At 45.5% G+C, this 19896-nt stretch carries 14 protein-coding genes; 8 read left to right on the top strand and 6 right to left on the bottom strand.

Features of this window, described 5'->3' with window-relative positions; translation table 11 throughout:
* Nucleotides 1-36: 36 nt before the first annotated feature.
* Nucleotides 37-3291 carry a glycosyl hydrolase gene (locus MHN00_RS06560; RefSeq protein WP_239300708.1) on the bottom strand — a complete coding sequence of 1085 codons (3255 nt, stop codon included), beginning with the start codon at nucleotides 3289-3291 and terminating at the stop codon, nucleotides 37-39.
* A 516-nt stretch (nucleotides 3292-3807) separates the two neighbouring features.
* Here MHN00_RS06560 and MHN00_RS06555 point away from each other — a divergent pair.
* The 4 genes from MHN00_RS06555 to MHN00_RS20530 are packed head-to-tail and all read left to right on the top strand — an operon-like array spanning nucleotide 3808 to nucleotide 8538.
* Nucleotides 3808-5274 (top strand): ABC transporter substrate-binding protein, encoded by a 1467-nt coding sequence (locus tag MHN00_RS06555; RefSeq protein ID WP_239300707.1) that lies wholly within the window; start codon nucleotides 3808-3810, stop codon nucleotides 5272-5274.
* 2 nt (nucleotides 5275-5276) lie between these two features.
* Nucleotides 5277-6260: an ABC transporter permease gene (locus tag MHN00_RS06550; protein WP_239300706.1), complete on the top strand. Its 984-nt coding sequence runs from the start codon at nucleotides 5277-5279 to the stop codon at nucleotides 6258-6260.
* Nucleotides 6257-7126, top strand: a complete 870-nt coding sequence (locus MHN00_RS06545; protein WP_239300705.1) for an ABC transporter permease — start codon at nucleotides 6257-6259, stop codon at nucleotides 7124-7126. Before MHN00_RS06550 ends, MHN00_RS06545 begins: the two co-directional genes overlap by 4 nt.
* Nucleotides 7123-8538 (top strand): ATP-binding cassette domain-containing protein, encoded by a 1416-nt coding sequence (locus tag MHN00_RS20530; RefSeq protein ID WP_239300704.1) that lies wholly within the window; start codon nucleotides 7123-7125, stop codon nucleotides 8536-8538. The genes MHN00_RS06545 and MHN00_RS20530 overlap by 4 nt, the downstream gene beginning before the upstream one ends.
* A gap of 67 nt (nucleotides 8539-8605) precedes the next feature.
* On the opposite strand, the gene MHN00_RS06535 is transcribed toward MHN00_RS20530, so the two are convergent.
* The 4 genes from MHN00_RS06535 to MHN00_RS06520 all read right to left on the bottom strand — a co-directional run bounded on the left by MHN00_RS06535 (nucleotide 8606) and on the right by MHN00_RS06520 (nucleotide 12994).
* Nucleotides 8606-9493 (bottom strand): SDR family NAD(P)-dependent oxidoreductase, encoded by an 888-nt coding sequence (locus MHN00_RS06535; protein WP_239300703.1) that lies wholly within the window; start codon nucleotides 9491-9493, stop codon nucleotides 8606-8608.
* Between the two features lie 413 nt (nucleotides 9494-9906).
* Nucleotides 9907-11298 (bottom strand): heme peroxidase family protein, encoded by a 1392-nt coding sequence (locus MHN00_RS06530; protein ID WP_239300702.1) that lies wholly within the window; start codon nucleotides 11296-11298, stop codon nucleotides 9907-9909.
* A gap of 434 nt (nucleotides 11299-11732) precedes the next feature.
* Nucleotides 11733-12425 carry an SDR family oxidoreductase gene (locus MHN00_RS06525; protein ID WP_239300700.1) on the bottom strand — a complete coding sequence of 231 codons (693 nt, stop codon included), beginning with the start codon at nucleotides 12423-12425 and terminating at the stop codon, nucleotides 11733-11735.
* Nucleotides 12426-12439: 14 nt separating this feature from the next.
* The gene (locus MHN00_RS06520) at nucleotides 12440-12994 is read right to left on the bottom strand and encodes a type 1 glutamine amidotransferase domain-containing protein (RefSeq protein ID WP_239300699.1); all 555 of its coding nucleotides are present in this window, start codon (nucleotides 12992-12994) and stop codon (nucleotides 12440-12442) included.
* 398 nt (nucleotides 12995-13392) lie between these two features.
* Here MHN00_RS06520 and MHN00_RS06515 point away from each other — a divergent pair, with 398 nt between their 5' ends.
* Both MHN00_RS06515 and MHN00_RS06510 read left to right on the top strand, forming a co-directional pair.
* Nucleotides 13393-14346, top strand: a complete 954-nt coding sequence (locus MHN00_RS06515) for a YihY/virulence factor BrkB family protein (RefSeq protein WP_039228136.1) — start codon at nucleotides 13393-13395, stop codon at nucleotides 14344-14346.
* 162 nt (nucleotides 14347-14508) lie between these two features.
* Nucleotides 14509-15669 carry an MFS transporter gene (locus MHN00_RS06510; RefSeq protein WP_239300698.1) on the top strand — a complete coding sequence of 387 codons (1161 nt, stop codon included), beginning with the start codon at nucleotides 14509-14511 and terminating at the stop codon, nucleotides 15667-15669.
* A 28-nt stretch (nucleotides 15670-15697) separates the two neighbouring features.
* Here MHN00_RS06510 and MHN00_RS06505 read toward each other — a convergent pair whose 3' ends face one another.
* Nucleotides 15698-17140, bottom strand: coding sequence for a serine hydrolase domain-containing protein (locus MHN00_RS06505; RefSeq protein ID WP_239300697.1), 1443 nt, complete (start codon nucleotides 17138-17140; stop codon nucleotides 15698-15700).
* A gap of 200 nt (nucleotides 17141-17340) precedes the next feature.
* Here MHN00_RS06505 and MHN00_RS06500 point away from each other — a divergent pair, with 200 nt between their 5' ends.
* Together MHN00_RS06500 and MHN00_RS06495 are read left to right on the top strand one after the other, a co-directional pair.
* Nucleotides 17341-19203, top strand: a complete 1863-nt coding sequence (locus MHN00_RS06500; RefSeq protein WP_239300696.1) for a histidine kinase — start codon at nucleotides 17341-17343, stop codon at nucleotides 19201-19203.
* On the top strand, nucleotides 19200-19892 hold the full coding sequence (locus MHN00_RS06495) for a LytTR family DNA-binding domain-containing protein (protein ID WP_239300695.1): 693 nt from the start codon (nucleotides 19200-19202) through the stop codon (nucleotides 19890-19892). Before MHN00_RS06500 ends, MHN00_RS06495 begins: the two co-directional genes overlap by 4 nt.
* Nucleotides 19893-19896 lie beyond the last annotated feature (4 nt).

Genomic DNA, 19896 nt, shown 5'->3' with positions numbered 1-19896 from the left:
CCGCCGCGTACTAAGCAAAATGATGCTTAATTACCGCTATTTAGCGATTACAGGAAGACCCGTAGTCCACGGTCCACCAGCATCAACCACCGCTTGTTGAAGTGATGGTACAGCACGTTGCTGCAATGTACCGATTCGTTTCACTACATCATCTAGACCATCGTTGGCGTAACCGAGCTGGTCTTTATGCTGCTGTGTTGGTCCGTAAGAAGACCCTAGTGCAGAACGGGCATAGCCCAATCGGCTCAACACATTTGCAGGCTTAATACCCATCTTATCGCGAGATGAAAGGCCAAATAGAACTTTGTTTACCCCGTTAATTTCATCTTGAATAGCAGCGTATTGCGCTTCAAGACTGTTCACATCACTTGGCGTGCGATCAATCGCGGTACGCAAAAGGTCCATGGTTTCTTTTAATTGCTTCAGTACAGTCGTCGATGATAATGCACGTTTTTGCGCATCGTTCACCGCATTACCATATGCTTCAATTTCAGCATGCGTAGCACCTTTCAGCGCTCCGTCGTAGATAGATTCCAATACAAACGACGCTGGCTCAGAAAGCGCTGTTACCGTGGCACCTTCTCGCTTAAATAACGTCGCGGTATAGCTGCCTGGTAGCGCCATGAGTCCATTGTTCTTGCTGTCTTTGTCAGTAAGCGGAATAGTGAGTGAATATTTCATATCCCAGGTAATACGGTGTAAGCCTTTCTTTGTGTTACCTTCTACACGCTTCACTAAGTCACCATCACTGTCGCGTACTTCGACATACACTGCTGGGGCAGCTTCTTGGTTTTCAGCTTCAACCGCTTCCCAGCTTGGATACTTAGGGTACTTTTTGTCTTCTATAAGTTTCTTTTCGGCTTCTTGGCGCTTTTCTTTGGCCGTAAGCAGACTGTCTTTCAAATAGTAGGTGAAGGTTGCACCGTGCTCGGGGTTCTCGGCGACAAAGCGATCGTCACCATCAGAGTCTGTGTGATTATCATCTAACTGGAACCACTTAACCGGTCGACTTGGTGCAAACAAAATGGCGTCTTTTTGCATCGACTTCTCGGTTAATGAACGCAGCGGCGCATAATCATCAAGTATGTAAATACCGCGACCAAACGTACCTGCGACTAAGTCATTCTCGCGACGTTGAATTTTCACATCGCGGGTTGAGATGGTCGGCATACCACCGTCTAACTCAACCCAGTCTTTACCGCCATCTACCGAGAAAAACACACCGAATTCAGTACCGATAAACAATAAGTCCTTATTTACGTGGTCTTGTACAATACGCCACACTAAGTGCTTTTCAGGTAAATCATCAGCTAATGAAGTCCAGCTTTTCCCTAAATTAGTCGACTTGATTAAGTAAGGTTTGTAATCACCATATTTATGATTATCAAGGGCAACGTACACCGTATTGGGATCAAACAAATCTGCGCGAATATCGTTCACGTAAGAGTTGGCTGGAATGCCCTTAATGTCATCTAGCTTAATCTTTTTCCAAGATTTACCACCATTAGTGGTCACTTGGATAATACCGTCGTCGGTACCTGCCCACAGAATATTTTCATCTACTGGGCTCTCAGCAAAGTTGGCAATGGTATGAAACTCTGTCATGGCATACAGGTCCCAGCCGGCTTCTACTGACCACGTGCGCCCCATAAGTGGCGAATGCATGCGATTGCCGTTTTTAGTGAGATCGCCCGACACTGCAGTCCAGCTGTCACCGCGATCATCACTTCGCCAAACCCGCTGTGAGGCAAAATAGATACGCGCAGGATCATGTGCAGACACATTAATCGGCGCATCCCAGTTAAACCGCTCTGCAGGGTCGCCTGGTAGTGGCTGAGGTTTAACATACACCCCTTCTCGGGTAGTCGTATCGACACGCACTAAATTTCCTTGCTGCCACTGCGAATACATAATGTCAGGGTTACCAGGCTCTACCGCTGGGCCGTGCCCATCACCGCCCAAGGTTAAGAACCAATCTTTGTTCTTTATCCCCTCTTCACGCATAGTGCGCGAAGGACCGCCTTGGGTGGAATTATCCTGTGCGCCAGCGTAGATCTTATAAAATGGTTTAGAGTCATCTGGCGCTACTTTATAGAACTGGGTTAATGGAAGGTTCGCCATAAAGCGCCAATTTGCCATTCTGTCGTGAGACATATAAATACCACCATCGGACCCCATCAATACGAAATCTGGATCGGTAGGATGGAACGCCATCGCGTGGTCGTCTACGTGCTTGCGTTTAGTGTTGATGGGCGTCCACGTTTTGCCGCCGTCATCCGACACTTTGCTGTAGTTACTGGCAATATAAACACGGTCAAATTGATGTTGGTCAGCGAATATTTCCTGATAATAGTGAGGACCTGTGCCACCGCCTACTTCATCTGACATTTTAGTCCAGCTAGCACCTTGGTCGGCTGAACGGTAGAAGCCACCACCACGATTATCGGTTTCAATGGTGGCATAAATCACATCTGGGTTCATGGGTGATATAGCCATACCAATTTTACCCATGTTGCCTTGTGGTAAACCTGTTTTAAGTTCAGTCCAGGTTTCGCCTCCGTCGTTGGAAGTATGGATACCTGCGCCTTCGTTCGTTCCCACATAGGCACCAATTGAACGCTGACGCGCCCACGTTGCAGCATAAAGTTTGTCTGGGTTACGCGGGTCAATAAGTAGTGATGTTACCCCGGTCCATTCGTCAGCTGGCTTAAGCACTTGCTTCCACGTTTCACCGCCATCGGTCGTCTTATAAAGCCCACGCTCGCCGCCGCCACTCCACAATGGCCCTTGGGCAGATACCCATACAATATCTGGATTTGTAGGGTGAATAATAATGTCAGAAACGTGCTCTGACTTCTTCAGACCCATATTCTTCCAAGTTTGACCGCCATCTAGCGATTTATATACACCGTCGCCAAAGCTAATGTGACGGCCACCATTATTTTCGCCCGTTCCCACCCAAATAATATTTGAGTTGCTTGGCGCAATGGTCACGTCACCAATGGAGTAAACTGGCTGGTCGTCGAAAATTGGCGTCCAGGTCGTACCCGCGTTGGTAGTTTTCCACACGCCACCCGAGCCCACCGCGGTGTACCATGTTGAGGGATTGTTCTGATCGACTGCGATATCAGCGATACGCCCAGACATGTACGCAGGCCCAATATTTCTCAGCTCCATGGCTTTGAATGTTGAACTGCTGAAGACTTCATTCTTGTCGTTTTTGTCTGCAAAGGCGGGGGTGCACGCAAGTGCAACTGATACAGCAACTGCCGCTTTAAGAAGCTTTTTCATTATTGTTATCCAGTGTGTTTGATAGGGCTCAAAACCCTTTTTTAATTTGTAGTACTATCACTCTATAGCATTACTAATAAATGCTTAAAGTTACAATGTAACATACGACCAACTGCCCATTACAAAAGTTGAAAATATTGTGCACCGACTTAACATTACTTAATATCTTGATGGTCATTAGCCAGTGCATTTTTTCAAAAAGTAGTTTAGCCCTACCGACTCAATCTGTACATTTATTCAACAAATCGTATATTATCCAATCTGGATCTTTGTTTTACTATTCAGGGCGTCAGCCTAAGAATACTGATACTGATTCACAGGATTCAAATAGACACGAAAAAGCTTAAAGGCTCGAAGGGAATACATAAAAATAATATGCGGATTAGACATCTAACAATTTTACTCGTCGTTGCCAGCGTTCTACTTAGTGCCTGCACACCTTCACAACCTACAAACAAAATTCTGATCAGTGGTCCTTTTGAACCAGTCAATAACGATCCGGCAAGTACCGGCTACATGTTTACACGAATGCAAATTCTGGAAACTCTCATAGACGTAGATAACCAAGGTCAGCTTATCCCAGGACTTGCTAGCTCGTGGTCAAATGATGAGGACTTTACTGTTTGGACATTTAATTTACGTCCTGATGTGTATTTTCATGACGGCACGTTAATGACCGCCGACGCCGTCTACAAAAGTCTTTCGGTCGCGTTTGGTAAACCAACGCCATTTTCAAAAGATATGATCGCCAACATGGAGGTGATATCAGAATATTCTATCAAGTTCACCTTGAACCAAAGTTACCGTCCTTTCCCTTCCCTGTTAAGTAATTATGCAACTGCGATCGTGGCACCTGCTACCTTCGGCAAGTTCAATCGAATTAAAACCTTAATAGGTACAGGCCCCTATCAGATTACGCACTTTGAACCACCCCACAATATTACAACCACACGCTTCGACAATTATTGGGGCGAGCCCGCTGTTATTGAAAACGTTGAGTACGTAACGGGTCACCGCTCTGAAACGCGGGCGCTTATGGTACGAACGGGGCAAGCAGATATTGTGTACAACCTCGACCCTGCGGCGGTCAGCATGTTGCGCACGGACTCTAACGTAAACGTATTTAGCGACAGGATCCCTCGCACCACTTTAGTTAAGTTAAATAGCGGCCATCCTATCCTCTCAGATGTAAAAGTAAGGCAAGCACTGAGTTTAGCGATTGACAGAAAAGGCATTGCATCTGGCGTAATGCGTATATCGAATATCTCTGCTGATCAGCTATTTGGCCCAAATATTCGAGACTGGCATATTCGTTCTACTACAGATAATGCTACCAATACTATTTCAATGAGTGACGCTGACAATAATCCAACAATTAAAAATAGCGTTGAAAACGGCGACTTATTATTAAATAGGAAAAAAGCGGCACAGCTGCTAACCGACGCGGGATGGTTAGAGGGTGAGGATGGCGTGCGCTACAAAAATGGCTCACCCTTAACGCTTGATATGATTACCTATGCCAATCGCCCAGAACTGATTACCATTGCCACGGCAATTCAAGATCAGTGGGCTAGCATTGGAGTGAAGCTTTCTGTCCATATGGAAAATGTAAGTGCCATTCCTTCAGGGCATGCTGATGGCACATTACAAACTGCACTTATGGCGCGTAACTTTGCTAACATCCCAGACCCTCTTGGTATAATGCTGGCTGACTTTTCTTCAAAAGAAGGCGGCGATTGGGGGCCAATGAACTGGCAAAATGAAAAAGTGTTTAGCGATTTAAAGACCTTGAGTCACACCACAGATGAACACGCTTACAAATCGTTGATATCATCAATTATGCAAGAAGTTCAGCAAGACGTTCCTCTTATCCCCGTTATGTACTATGTGCAGCAAACCGCGACATCTAGCCGACTAAGAAACTTCAGCTTCGACCCTTACGAGCGTTCTTTTCGCGTATCTCAAATGAGAATAGCCCCATAATAATGAGAAAAATCCTACTTCAACGGCTGCTTCAAGCTGTACTGATGGCGTGGAGTGTAGGCACACTCACATTTATTATAACCCGTTCACTACCTGGAGATATGGCTTACAAAATAGCGGCTGGCCGCTACGGTGACGATGCGGTAAGCACAAGTGCCGCTAACGCCGTAGCAGAAGAACTTGGTCTGCACAGAAGCGCTTTCGAACAGTACGTAAGCTGGATGACTGATTTAGCCTCACTGGATTTAGGCAATAGCTTGGTCACGGGAGCCCCCATTGTTGTTGAGCTACAAAATCAGCTTTCTTACACCCTTGTTCTCGCTGGACTCGCTATTCTGGTATCCGCATTAATTGCGTTTCCTCTGGGAATTTATAGCGGCATCAGAAGCGCTCGAAAAAGTGAAAATACTCCTAAAAGCCGTGCTTCTCTTTTTGATAAAGCAGTATTAGTGTTTTCCACGTTCGTGCGCTCTCAACCGGTCTTTTGCTTGGGACTAATTCTCATCTTTATTTTTGCTCTAGAGCTCAACTGGCTTCCGGTTGCGGGCTCTTCAGGCTTTGTCTATACCATATTACCTGTAATGACCTTAGGGTTAAGCCTGGCGGCTATATCAAACCGCGTAATTCGCAATAGTACTGTTAATGAGGTTCAATCGGGTTACTTCCATTTCGCCAAGATAAAAGGGTTAAGCGCTCTAGAAGCGTTCAGGTGCCATGCGCTACCTAACATTGTAATACCTGCTCTAGCCTTCATGGGCATACAACTTATCGGGTTAATTGAAGGCGTAATTATGATTGAAAGCCTTTTTGCTTGGCCCGGCATAGGACACGGACTTTCCCATGCTGTCTTTGCCCGCGACATCACTATGTTACAAGGCACAGCTTTGCTGATGGGCATGTTATTCGTATTGGTCAACACACTAGTCGATTTAAGTCAGTATGCACTCGACCCAAGGGTGAGAGAGAATCGAGGGTATAGCCAATGAAGACACCCGCCTTATCTGTTGAAAAATTGATTGGCTTTTCACTTTTGATGCTGCTCTTATTACTTGCGTTGGGCGAGCCTGTTCTATTGGGAACAAACGGTAATCAACAAAATTTAAAGCAAGTGCTCGAAGCCCCAAGTGCGCAACATTGGTTAGGTACAGATCAGTTCGGACGCGACATGTTAGCCAGAATCTCAGAGGGTCTGCGCATATCACTTTCTCTCGCTGCACTGTGTGTACTAAGTTCATCAATCATTGGCGTGCTAACGGGCGTAATTGCAGCGTGGTGTAGAGGCTGGGTAGATACGACGTTGAATTTCATTGCCAATACGATATTGGCGCTCCCCGGACTGGTACTTATTCTTCTTTTCGCGGCGCTAGTACCCGGCTCTTTCATTATGCTGTATTTAGCCATTTCCTTAGTACTGGCCGTCGAATACTTCAGGCTGGTACGTGCTATCACTCTACCAGTAGTGACAGGCCCTGCACTGGAAAACTCTGCGCTAATGGGTTTTCCAAAACGCTATTTATTTAATAAGCATATATGGCCCGCCATTCGACAAGACGTGTTATCACTTGCTGCTTTTGGTGCCTCCTCCTCAATTATCGCCATGGCATCGGTGGGCTTCGTTTATGTTGGTTTAAAACCTCCGAGCCCTGAGCTCGGGCTGATGATAGTTGAGCTTTTTCCATACTATCACGAAGCACCTTGGCTGCTCGCACAACCTATTTTCACCCTATTCGTTCTCGTACTGGGCTTTCACTTACTTTCTGCGAAGAGTGACAATACACCTCGTTTAAATAAGTTCATTTTTGACAGCAGCAGTAGACTATCAAAGAGTGATGCATTGGAGCGCAACCTGTGAGCCAGTACATTGCTATTGAACACTTATCAATTTACGCGCAAGACACCATTATTGTAGAGGATCTATCCCTTAACCTTGAACAAGGCGAGACACTGACTATATTAGGTGAAACCGGGGCAGGTAAAAGTCTGCTAGCGCAAGCAATTATGGGCGACTTACCACCTGCACTGAGGGTTACGGGAAATGTTCTGGTAAACGGTGTAGATATGCTTCGTGCCAACCGACGTGAATGTGAACAATTGTGGGGGCGAGACATTGTTATGCTGCCGCAAGAGCCATGGCATTCTCTAAGCCCAATGATGAAAATTCGCCAGCAAGTCGCCGAAGTTTTTCGGTTTACATTGGGTAACGGTGCTCGCGAAGCACAAAAGAGTGCGAAGACACAGCTAGACAACCTGGCTCTTAAAGACGACAGTGATAAGGTCCCTTCTCAACTTTCCGGTGGAATGGCACAGCGTGTTGCTTTTGCCTGTGCATCAGCGACTAATGCACCTTTATTTCTAGCCGACGAACCCACAAAAGGGCTAGATGCCGGACGCAAACATCATATTATTGAGCAACTAAAGCAAAAAGCTAACGACGGTACGCTACTTACCATTACGCACGATGTTTCAGTGGCAGAGGCACTGGGTGGTAAATGTATGGTGCTTAAAAACGGGAAACTGGTTGAAACAGGTGATACCCGCAAGATACTGTCCTCCCCGTCTTCAAACTATACCAAAACCCTTATTGCGTCGGCTCCGCAACACTGGACGGCTACAACAAAAAAAACGCATAGGTTTGCACCGCTGGTATCGGTGAATGACCTCACAATTATGAGAGGTAACCGTACACTATTTACTGGCCTTAGTTTTTCTTTAGGGGAAGGCGAAATTGTCGGGCTTTGTGGTGATAGCGGCAGTGGAAAAACGTCTCTAGGTGATGCTCTACTTGGGCTTCTACCCTATCAAGGCAATATTGCGTTTCATACGCTTTTACACCGTTATCAAACCCTAAAACTATATCAAGATCCCCCAAGTTCATTTGCCCATCACACTACGCTTAATTCATTGATTGATGACGTAATAAAGCTTCACAAGGTGTCTAAAAAGCGTGCTGATTTACTTTCAGCTCAACTAGGCCTTAACCAGCGATTGTTTGAGCGCAGCGCCTCTGAGGTAAGTGGAGGTGAGCTTCAACGCACTGCATTGCTGCGCGCGCTGCTACTAAAGCCCAAGTTACTTATAGCTGACGAGCCAACATCTAGGCTCGACCCCATTACAAGTAAGGCAATTACTCACTTACTTGTCGATCAATGCAGAGAAGAAAATTGCACGGTGCTCTTTATCAGTCACGATAGAACACAGCTAGAAAAAGTCTGTGACCGCGTCATTGACCTTCAGACTCTCACAACACCAAAAGCCGTTATATAACGGCTTTTGGAAGACAAAATTCAGGGCTCTTTCGTGTGTTTATACGCAAACCGTAGCCGCGAATGAACTAAAAAGTCACGATTTCATCATCAATAAGATGACCAACAGCCTGACTCTGCTCAGCATCGACAAAGGCGCTATCAATCGCGCCAAAGCGCGCCGTAGTAACCTTTCTATAATTCGGGTGTGTATAAATATAAGTTTGCTCTGACTGAAGCGCCTCTATCACGCGCTCAGCTAGCACAGAGGCATCGATTCCCGACTCTACTGCTTTAGTGGCCGCTTGAGCTCCTGCTTTAAGCTTCTCTTTATCAATGCGATTTTCAGCGGCTACTGCATATTTTTGCTGCCTATTTCTATACGACTCGTGAATGCGGGTTTTCACGAATGCTGGACACAATACAGAAGTATGGATTCCAAAAGGTTTCAGTTCTGGTACCCAGCTTTCCGTCATAGAGACAACCGCAGCCTTTGATGCGCAATAGGCCGCCGCATATGGCATACCCATCATTCCTGCCATCGACGCCACGTTTAGCACCCAACCTCCTTCGCCGTGCTCTTTAATAGCTGGTACGCATGCTTGTGCGCCATAGAGTACGCCCATAACGTTGACGTCCATTACCCAGCGCCAGGTCTCATGCTCCGAATCTTCAACTTTCCCCGGCGTACCGCCAACGCCAGCATTATTGATGACCATATGAACCTTGCCAAACTTCTCTTTGGCGTTAGCTACAATATCTTCCCACTGAGCGTAATCGGTAACATCAAGGGCGCAAGTCAATACATCGAAACCTTTCTCACGTAAGTCGTTACCCGATTCGGTTAATGCAGCATTATCAATATCGCCCATGACGATATTCATACCCTGCCTTGCCAATGCCTCAGCCAGCGCTAACCCTATGCCGCCAGCGGCGCCAGAAATAATAGCGGTCTTACCCGTAAATTCGTTAGACATCTTACTCTCCTGTTATTGTTATTGCGCCGCGGGCCCTTTGGGAAAACCATTTCGATGAGGAGTATGCAATCGCCTATCTCACTCAACTAGCGCTTATCTACACACCTAGATTAGGGGTAACAGGATGGGGAAAATACTTTATTTGGCTAATTTGAATAGCTTCATGAAATTAATAAGTCAGGTTAAACGTACAGGCGGGGCAAATAAAAAAGGGCAGTGACTAACCCTGCCCTTTGCATTACCCCGCTACTATATTTCTATGTTGAAAACTGTCTCATCCGTTCTACATCAACCTAACCGACTGTTCGATTTTACTCTGGTGCTACTAATCTAATTCTCAACAATGGCTTTTGACAGAGCGTACTTACAGGAGTCGATATCTTCACGCCTCAGTAAATACTTCCGCTTGTTTGTTAAGCCGCGAAATCAGTATATTTGATGATGTCAGCCATTTCGAAAGCTCCAGCGGGTTGACTGCCCTGTACTTTTAGTTCTGGATACCATGAAGGGTTAGATCCTAAGAACGAGTGAGGGTCACTTTCAATCAAACCTATAAGCACTTCAGCTACAATATAACCTCCAACAGGCCCCAAATGATTGCCTCCTGAGAGGCTTCCCTCGCAAAGAATGTATAACCACAGCGGAGTCGCTTGAGCTAAGTTGCCCGGCAGTTCGAACATCGACATATCGGGAGAATCCAGGCTTACGCCTAAAACAGACTCCATGTATTTGTGCACTGACTGGCCTGATGGCAGTGAAAAGCTCTGACCACGTTGCAAATTTCTTACGGCAAGCGATGCCTCAGCATTTTTGATAAACGGCAACTCCAGTAATTCTGAAGGAAGTTTTTCATCGACCGCCCCCGCTTTCTGAGCATCTTCTCCAAAAAACCAACTCCAGTTAATCGCTCCTGCCGTATTCTTCTGGAACCCTGTACCTAACTCGCTGCCAAACATCGTTACGCCTTTATGACTTTCGTTAAAGTCTAATGGGTTGGTAACCATTGTATGACCAAAGCGATAGGCGGCGACGGAAAATTCAACCGGAATAAATGGAGAGTTATCTTCAGTAAAAAATCGTCGACCGTTACACATAATATCATCGACGACCGTTTGACCTACTAGCTTGGGTAAAAAATCATAAATAACGACCCATTGGTAGTGCCAGGTCACGATCTCTCGCGCCTTTTCGAAAAGAGCAGTTTTCGTCGTATAAGTGCCCTTCGTTAGTAACTCATTGACAACCGTGTTATGAAAATAGTGCATCAGTAATTGAAACTGAGAGACTATTCGGTTTTCATCGTTACGTGGATCGCCAATCAATGCCACTTGGTTTAAATGCCCCTGAGGAGTACTCTCTGCTCTAAGTAAATCATCACCGTTCGTCAGCAGGTGCAACTTGTCTATTTGTTTAGGCTTGCCGGAGGCGTTTGGTGGTGCGTGATAGTAGAGATGCGGTGTCCCTTCAACACCCGAGCCATAGATACAATCCAAATCTAGGGTAGGCGTTCGGATATTATTGATGTCATCAGGGGTATTTCGTGAACTTAAACTCGATGTAATATCAAGGGTAATGTCATGATCGATGAATTGGCCTAAGAATACGTAACCCAGGTCAATATTTGACAACTTGGCTTCTGCTCCGGAATCCATGGGTCCGTTCTTTTTACCGCATTCACGAAGATCATGCGAGTTACTGATAAGTCGAGGGAGTTGAGGAAATAGACGCCTGAATCGGCCTTGTGATTGATGATGGGTGCATTTAGGGGTCATACCGCTAGGTGTATTGATGCCATGATGTATCATATTCAGTCTCCATTTTAGTTATCACCTTTTCACTGATAAACACTAAAAATGGGGAAGTTATTGAAAATCTATTGCTCGGAAACATCGTGAGCATCCATACTCTGCTTTCCCTTTTTGAACAACAAGACCAGCTCAAGGCTTATATTAGACTATCTCAATGTGTTTATTTTTTCAACAATCAAGATAACCTTAAGCTGTTATAAAAAATGATCGTTGAGTAAACTCACCAGCGAATACCCCTTCGTTTGTCTCCGTTTCCTTGGCTCCAAACTCAAAAAAAATATGGACGGTTTAAACTCAACCGTCCTCTGCATGAGGTTTTACATAGGCCAAAAGCTACATAAAATTCAGTTCTGACCTATTTGTTAACGCGCTAACGCCAATTAAGAACTGTAAAAACACGGTACATCATTATACTCAACTAGCCTTTTGCTTTACTTCGCCGGCATAACATAAACCTCGCGAACGCAGGCTGACTCTTCTGCGTTTAGGGCAAATAATACCGATTTTGCGATATCCGCTGGCTGAAGCTTATCTTCCTTAGGCTCATCGAAAAATGGTGTATTCACCATGCCAGGGCAGATAGTGGTACAGCGGCCGCCCCACTCGCGCATTTCTTCGGCGAGGTTCTGACCGAAACCATAAGCAAACCACTTACTTGCCCCATATACAGAGCCTTTCAGGGCTATTCGACCGGCGACCGAAGACGTAATAATGAAGTGGCCTTGCGTATCGCGCAGGTACGGCAATCCGGCTTTTGCAGTATAAAGCAGTCCATTGACGTTTGCGCCCAGCATGCCATCCCAGTCATCTACGTCCCCCTTTTCAATGCCGGCGGCTTTCGCGCCGCGCCCCGCATTGGCGAAAATGCCGTCAATGCGACCGAAATGTTTGCTCACCTTTTTAAATGCCGTATCGACATTTTTAAAGTCACTAACGTCAGCTTTTACAGCGAACGCAACATCATTGCCAAGCTCTTCAACCAAGGCACGCAGTTTGTCCTCACTTCTCGCTAAGAGAGCAACGTTAAAACCGTTATTTACCAGTTGCTTTGCCGTTTCTTCGCCAATGCCGCTGGAAGCCCCCGTTATCGCGATAACCTTTTTATCTGTAGCTGAGGTGGACATACACTTCCTCCTTTTTACTGGGCAACCAATTCACTAATTTTGTTTACGAAAGCTGGAATATCATCTGGGTTTCTACTAGTGACTAGTTTTGAGTGGGTCACCACTTCTTCATCAACCCAGGTCGCACCAGCATTTTTGAGATCTGTTTGGATACTAGGAAACGAAGTGAGTGTTGCACCTTTCGCTAACCCAGACTCCACCAGCAACCATGGACCATGACAGATAGCACCTATAGCTTTAATACTTGCCGCGCTGTTTGCACTTTTGATGAAGGCAACAGCATCTTCGTTGGTACGCAGCACATCGGGATTGATTTGACCGCCAGGTAGCACAAGGGCATCGTAATCTTCAGGATTAACGGACGTAACTTGTTTATCAACATTGACGTCCTTCCCCCAGTTGTCTTTATCCCACGCTTTAATTGTTGTCTGATCATCAATAGATAGCACATCAACGTCAGCACCTTGCTCAATAAACTTGTCTCTTGGTTGAATCAACTCGCTTTGCTCAAAACCATTAGTTGCCAAAATAGCGATTTTTTTGCCTTTAAGGTTTTGGGTGTTGCTCATAATGTTCACTCCTTTTGAAAGACGAAATGTAAAGCTAGTAAAAGCAGGGGTCGCCACACGACAGGAATAACTGTCCGCCTACCACCTTTAGCAAATCCCATCAGGTGAACGCGTTAGTTTGTGCATGGCATAACCTAGCTCTTACTATCTAGCTACGATGCTGTTGAAGGTGCAAATTACAAACCATCCAAACCAAGAAACGCAAACCATTGATTCAATTACAATAAATGAAATACCAACAATTTCACCACCATTGATAGCCACGCACATATTCAGATTTTGTGAACGATTTACAGAGCTTGTTTCTCGCTCCTTTTTTAAGTTGATGTAAGCCGACAGCGAAGTTTTCATGTATCAAGCTCTAAGAGTTCTATCGTTTAGGCAAAACATGAGGACACATGAGCAAGGAACGTTTCAACCACGCTAAATCTGCATTCGAGCTTTCTTTGAAAAGTTGGTGGAGTATTTCAAAGCGTATTTTCACTAGCCTGCAAAAAGATAACATTCCTCTTATCTCCGCTGGGGTTGCCTTTTACTGCTTGCTGGCTATCTTCCCCTTACTAGGGGCAACCATTGCCTTGTATGGGCTTGTTGTATCACCCGACGAACTGCAACGCCACATGGCATTGCTGGTAAACGTGGTGCCAAATGACAGTCGCTACATCATTGAAGAACAGCTTAAAAATTTAACCGAGAAGTCGAATACTGCATTAGGCTGGAGTTTTTTATTTACTCTGCTCTTGTCACTGTGGAGCAGCAGCAAAGGCGCCAACGCACTGATAAAAGCATGCAACATTACCTATAGCGAGGCGGAAGGAAGAGGCTTTTTCAAAGGTATTCTAGCGCGCATTACGTGCACCATATTTATGATCCTTACCGTAATTGTGTCCCTCGCCTGCATCACCATTTTACCCGAAGCATTAAACTGGATGACGTCAAATGCCCTTAGTACCGAGCAAGCCATGTGGGTGACTTGGCCAGTTATGCTGGCCCTATTTAATATTGCGCTTTCAGCCCTATATCGATATGCCCCTCACCGAAGAGAAGCCCAGTGGCGCTGGGTGACACCGGGTTCAGTTTTTGCCACCTTATTATGGGTGGTAGCCTCGTATGGTTTTTCGATATACCTCAATGAATTTGGAAGTTACAACAAAACCTACGGATCCGTTGGGGGCATTATTATCTTGCTCATGTGGTTGTATTTAACCGCCTATATCATTCTAATCGGTGCAGAGGTGAACTCGTCGATAGAGCTACAAACCTCCGCGGACAGTACGGTAGGAGAAGATAAACCTATGGGCGAAAGAAACGCATTTGTGGCAGATCATACACCGGATGATTTAAGGCGCTAATGCTTAAACTATCTGAGGCGCATGCACTATCTAGCAGCGCCTTCCTCACCATCAATTTTTAGCATCTTTACGAGCATTTCTTTTCATTTTACCTATATCAGAATTTGCCTCATATTCGCGCCGCGAAATTATCTTCTCTTTCCTTTGATGTAAGGCATTACCTTGGACAACACCCTTATCCCGCCAGCCAAAGCGCGGGTTTCTGTTCCCGTTATTGCGCTGGGTATGTACGCAGTTGCGTCTGGCTATTTGATGAGTCTGATCCCACTAATGCTCAGCCATTACAACCTAGACACGGCTATCGCCAGTTGGCTGGCTAGCAGCTTTTACGCTGGACTACTAGTGGGTGCCCTTAGTATTGAACCGTTGGTAACCCGCGTTGGTTACAAGCACGGTTTTGCGCTGTGTTTAGGCGTACTATTACTAACTATTGTAGTAATGCCTTTGTTTGCTCACACCGCAGTTTGGCTTGTGGCTCGGTTAGTGGCTGGCGTTGCTGTAGCGGGTGTATTTGTTATCGTAGAGTCGTGGCTTTTACACGGCGACGAAGCCGATAGAGCCAAACGTTTAGGCTTGTACATGGGCGCACTGTACGGGGGAAGCTCTTTAGGTCAGTTAGGTATTGGCGCTATTGGCGTAGGCGGCATGCTTCCTTTTGCTGCCATTTTCACCATGTTGATTTTAGCCATTGGCGTACTTTTGTTTGCAAAGAGCGAGCAGCCTGAAGCTTCCCACAGTACGCCACTGTCGCTAAAGCAAATATCGAAACTAAATCATGCCGCAATTATTGGTTGCATAGTGTCAGGCTTAACCCTAGGTGCCATTTACGGCTTAATGCCCCTTGAACTATTAAACCGCGGCATTGCTCATGACGATTTGGGTAGCTTAATGGCCTTAATTATTTTAGGCGCTATGGCAGTTCAACCTTTAATTCCTGCACTATCCAAGTACTTAGGCCGCACGTTACTCATGGCACTATTTTGTTTACTGGGTGTCGCCGCCATAACATTAACCGCAGCGGTTAGCGGTATATACGCTTTGGGAACAGGTCTGTTTCTATTAGGGATGGCAATATTTGCCTTATACCCAGTGGCAATAAATCTGGCCTGCGACAAGCTCGATGCTAGCTTCATTGTATGCGCCACACAGGTCATGCTTTTCAGCTACAGCGTGGGTTCAGTAGTAGGCCCACTCATTGCCGATAACTTTTTAGTAGGCCCTCAAGGGTTGATGGGTTACTTATTTGCGTGCTTACTTGCTACCAGTATTTATATGCTGATAGCCAGTGTTAAAACCAAAGGGCGCGCCATGGCAGGCGAGTAACACACTCGCCTTGTCTATCTTACTGCCCCTATTGTGGGGCAGATTCAAAATACGACACCTTATCGCTTCCTTTTCGCGACACTTTCAGCCGCTTTTTACCGCTTACTGTTTCAAGAGAAAGTCGGTTTGGATAACCTTCCACACCAAATTCTCCGTCACCAAGGTAAACAAGCTCCCCACTTTCGATATGACTCCACAGCAACAGTCTTCCTTGGTAGAAAAGCTGGTTATTCTGCTTGCTGATTTCGATGGTTTCTCCAAAACCTGCGAGGTATTTACCTTCAAAGTCATTTAACAGTTTAAGGGGAATCTGTTGCTTTACCACGGGCAAGCTTTTCTTCCAGTCGAGCTTTTCCACAACCGTTGCAATAACTGTTTCAATAACCGGAATTCGAGCAGGGTTGCCGCCGTTACCGAATATAGCGATACCTCTACCATCGCGCATTGTGCCCATGATTTGCCCTCCTGTTCCTGTGTTTGAACCACCATGAGAGAACCACTCTAGGTTGCCTTTAGCCTCAAGACGCATCCAGCCTAACCCCCAACCACCTACAACATCGAGGGTTTCAATTTGAGTAGTATTACGCGCCACTGCTTGCGAGATTACCTTTGTATCATCACCATTTAGTGCTCGTTGCATTTCGATAATCAATGTTGCCATATCAAGAGCATTACTCCACATTCCAGAAGGCGCGATTTGCGGGCAAATTGGATATCCTGATTGGATCACGCTCAAATCGTCGTGATGAACGCTTGCCACATTTTGCAAAAATAGCGGGCTGTCAGGTTGATACATTGTGGTGTTAACCATGTTTAGCGGCTTAAATAGCATTTCTTCTGCTAATTCAGGCAATGTCTTTCCAGTTAGATCTTCCAGCGCAATTTGCACAATAACGTAGCCTCCGCCGCTATACGACCAACTTTCACCAGGCTTAAATGCTAAGCTGATAGGCGAGTCATAACGAGGTACGTTTACTCCGTTTAGGCTATCGATAGCCGTTGGCACAGCGTCTCCTTTATAAAAGTCAGCAAACCCACTTTGTGTGGTGCCCGCAGTGTGGCTGAGCAACCGACGAAAAGTAATTTCCTCTGGGTTGGGAAACTGCTCTTTTTGCAGTGTCCAGCGGGTGAGATACTTAGCTACAGAGTCGTCTAAACTAAGCTTTCCTTGCTCTTCGAGCATAGCCGCTAGTAGCGCGGTAACCGGCTTGGAAATAGAAGCGGTAGAAAAGGCCGTTGACTGGTTAATGGCATCACCTGAGCCGAACACTTTTTCCCCAGCTGTGGCGGAATAGACAACATTGAAGTCGTCGATTACCGCGACGCTTACGCCACTTAATTTGTATTCTTTTAAGAGCTCGTTGAGTTCTGCTTGAGACAACAGTTGGTTGTCATTTGCGTGGGCTATTTCAAGTAGCGCATACCACAAAAGTAAAAGGATAAAGGCTACTAGTTTATTAATGGGTGTCATACATCACTCTCCGTATAAATTTCAGCCAAATGTAGCGTCAATTATTCGGTTTACGGCAACCTATTTCCTGAACTGCATCAGGCATTCCCCAAGTGCATTACTTCGACTTCATTAACAGTTAAAAACTGTGTACTGTGTTAACAATAACAACAAACAACACGCCCTAACTTCCCGTGCAAAAACTCAATTGGTTCTACTTAATGCTTATGACAATGCTCATTTGGGGCGTTGTACTTTTGCACGAACAGCCCACCCATTCACCGACATTTCCTTCTCAGGTCAGCATCCTCTATTCTGGGCAAGAGCAAGTACCAGCGGAGAACGACCCTCGATGGCGGGCTCATTCCCAGTCGGATATCGAACTGTCTAATGAAGTAAGGTGGCTCAAGTTCACACTTGCGTTCAACGCAACATCAAATGGGTCACAAGGTGTACAACAAATCGAGAATGCGCCTAAAGGCTTGTTTGTTTCTATACTTGGCGCGTTTTCTGTTTATTTGAACGGCTATCACATTGGTGATAACGGCATGCCTGCAACAGCCGAGAGCAAAGAATTGCCAGGTAAAATAGACAGTATATTCATACTACCTTCACAGTACCTGAATACTGGTGATAACACGGTGATGGTAAGGCTGAGCAGCGAATTTCGTCCAGATACCGCGCAAAGTAGTGGATTTTGGGTATTTGCAGACGACTTCGAAACTCTTGCCGCCATTAATGAGTGGCGTATACGATTACCCTTAATGATGCTAAGTGGCTTGGTTCTTGTCGCCATGTATTCATTTGTGGTGTACTTTTCATCGCTCAAAGAGCCTGCATACCTGTGGTTTAGCTGCCTATGCACCATGCTGATTCTATTAATCTTGGCCGAGTCATGGCGAGGTCTATTCGGTTACAGCTACCAGTGGCACATCCTTAGAATGGAAATCGTCCTTGGATTAACCCTTGTTATCAGCCTGGTGCTACCGCTCTTTTTCCTGTCTTTCTTCCGCTATTCAAAAACTTGGTTTATCAGTACCTTGCTTGTGTTGGTTATGGCTAGTTGTGGGGTACTGTTATATTTCGATGGTTACGATTACCGCAGCTTTTTGTTATTCAGTGTGTCTTTGCTCATTAGCTTTATTATTGGTGTGGCCAGTATTTATAAACGGAAGAAGTACGCGTGGTTAATGACCATGGGAATAGTGGTATTTGTTTCACCCGTTCTCATAAACCGGTTTTCGTTTATGGACCAATATTTCTTTGTTTCGTTTAGTGGCTTAGCGCTTTTATTACTACTCGTGCTAAGCCAAACCCATGCTGAGAGACAGCGTGCACTTACGCAGTCAACGCTTACCACCCAGCGTCTGCAGCTTGAGCTTATAAAGAAACAGCTACAGCCTCACTTTATTCTCAATACCCTAACCGCAATTGAAGAGTGGATTGAAATCGCCCCTAAAGAAGCCATTGGGTTTATTCAGGCATTAGCATCGGAGTTTCGCCAAATGGCCAGCTTAAGCGATAGAGCCTTAATTGCTTTACAGCAGGAAGTCGCCCTTTGTGAAAGTCACCTTAAAATTATGGGATACCGCTTCGACGCCCACTTTTCACTGCAAAAGCCGGAGATGTCAGAAAACAAAGGGCTACAGCTTATTCCTCCCGGAGTATTACTCACCCTCATAGAAAATGCTTTTAGCCACAACAGATACGGCTCGGGAGAGTATCAATTTAGTCTTAGCTTTTCTGAACAACAAGAGGATGAAGCACAGGGTGTGTCCATAGAGAATGCCAAGCATGATAAGAATAAAAGACCTTCAACTACCTTGCTGTTTAAAGCTCAGCTTACTCAACACTATTCTTACCAGACATCAGCATTACAGAATAAAGAAGGAACCGGTGTTGGCACCAAGTACATTAAAGCCCGGCTCACAGAAGCGTTTGGTAATAACTGGAAGCTAGTGGAATTTAATGAAGATAGGTATTGGGTAACTAAGCTCACATTTCCAACAACGTTCGTTTCGGGTGAGCAAAGTAACGCGCACGCCGAGCAGACCGAACAAATCACCTTACAAACGCTATTATGAATATTACCCTAGTAGAAGATGAACCCATGGTTGCCAAACGACTTGCTCGTTTTATCGACCAGTGTACCGACGATAAAACCACTATTCATCGCTTTTCCAACCTCGATGATGCGGAAGAGCATTTATCTGACCGCGACACAGACTTGCTCTTTCTAGATTTGAATTTGCATGGAAAAGACGGTTTTTCATTAATTCATCAACAGCTTGCCGCCCCTTATCACACCGTGGTGGTGTCAGCGAATACCGACAGGGCTTTAGAAGCGTTTGAGCTTGGCGTACTTGATTTTATTGGTAAGCCATTTACTCAAGAAAGAATAAGTAAAGCGATAGAACGCTTTTCTCTGCATCAATTTAAGGGCCAATGTCAGCGGTTGTCATATCGCAAAAACAATGTGCTCTGCTTTCTTCAAGTTGATGATATTCAATTCATTCAAGCCGCAGGGCACTACAGTGAAATAACCACTAAAGACAATCAAACCATATTGCATGACAAGCACTTAGACAGGTTAATGCAAATTCTACCTCAAGGATTTATGCGAGTTCATCGCTCTTATGCGTTACCTCTTAATGAAGTTAAGCATATCGAACAACACTCAGGTGCGAAGTACATTGCACACCTGCACTCTGGCGCGAGTGTTCCAGTAGGAAGAACTAGATTCAATACGCTGGTTGATGCTCTGGGCAGCTAAGACT

Origin of the sequence: Alteromonas sp. Cnat2-8, assembly GCF_022348355.1 — a bacterium.
In the GTDB taxonomy this organism is placed as follows: Bacteria; Pseudomonadota; Gammaproteobacteria; order Enterobacterales; family Alteromonadaceae; genus Alteromonas; species Alteromonas macleodii.
Note: the sequence above shows the minus strand (reverse complement) of the source record. Positions and strands in the feature narration are given on the sequence as shown.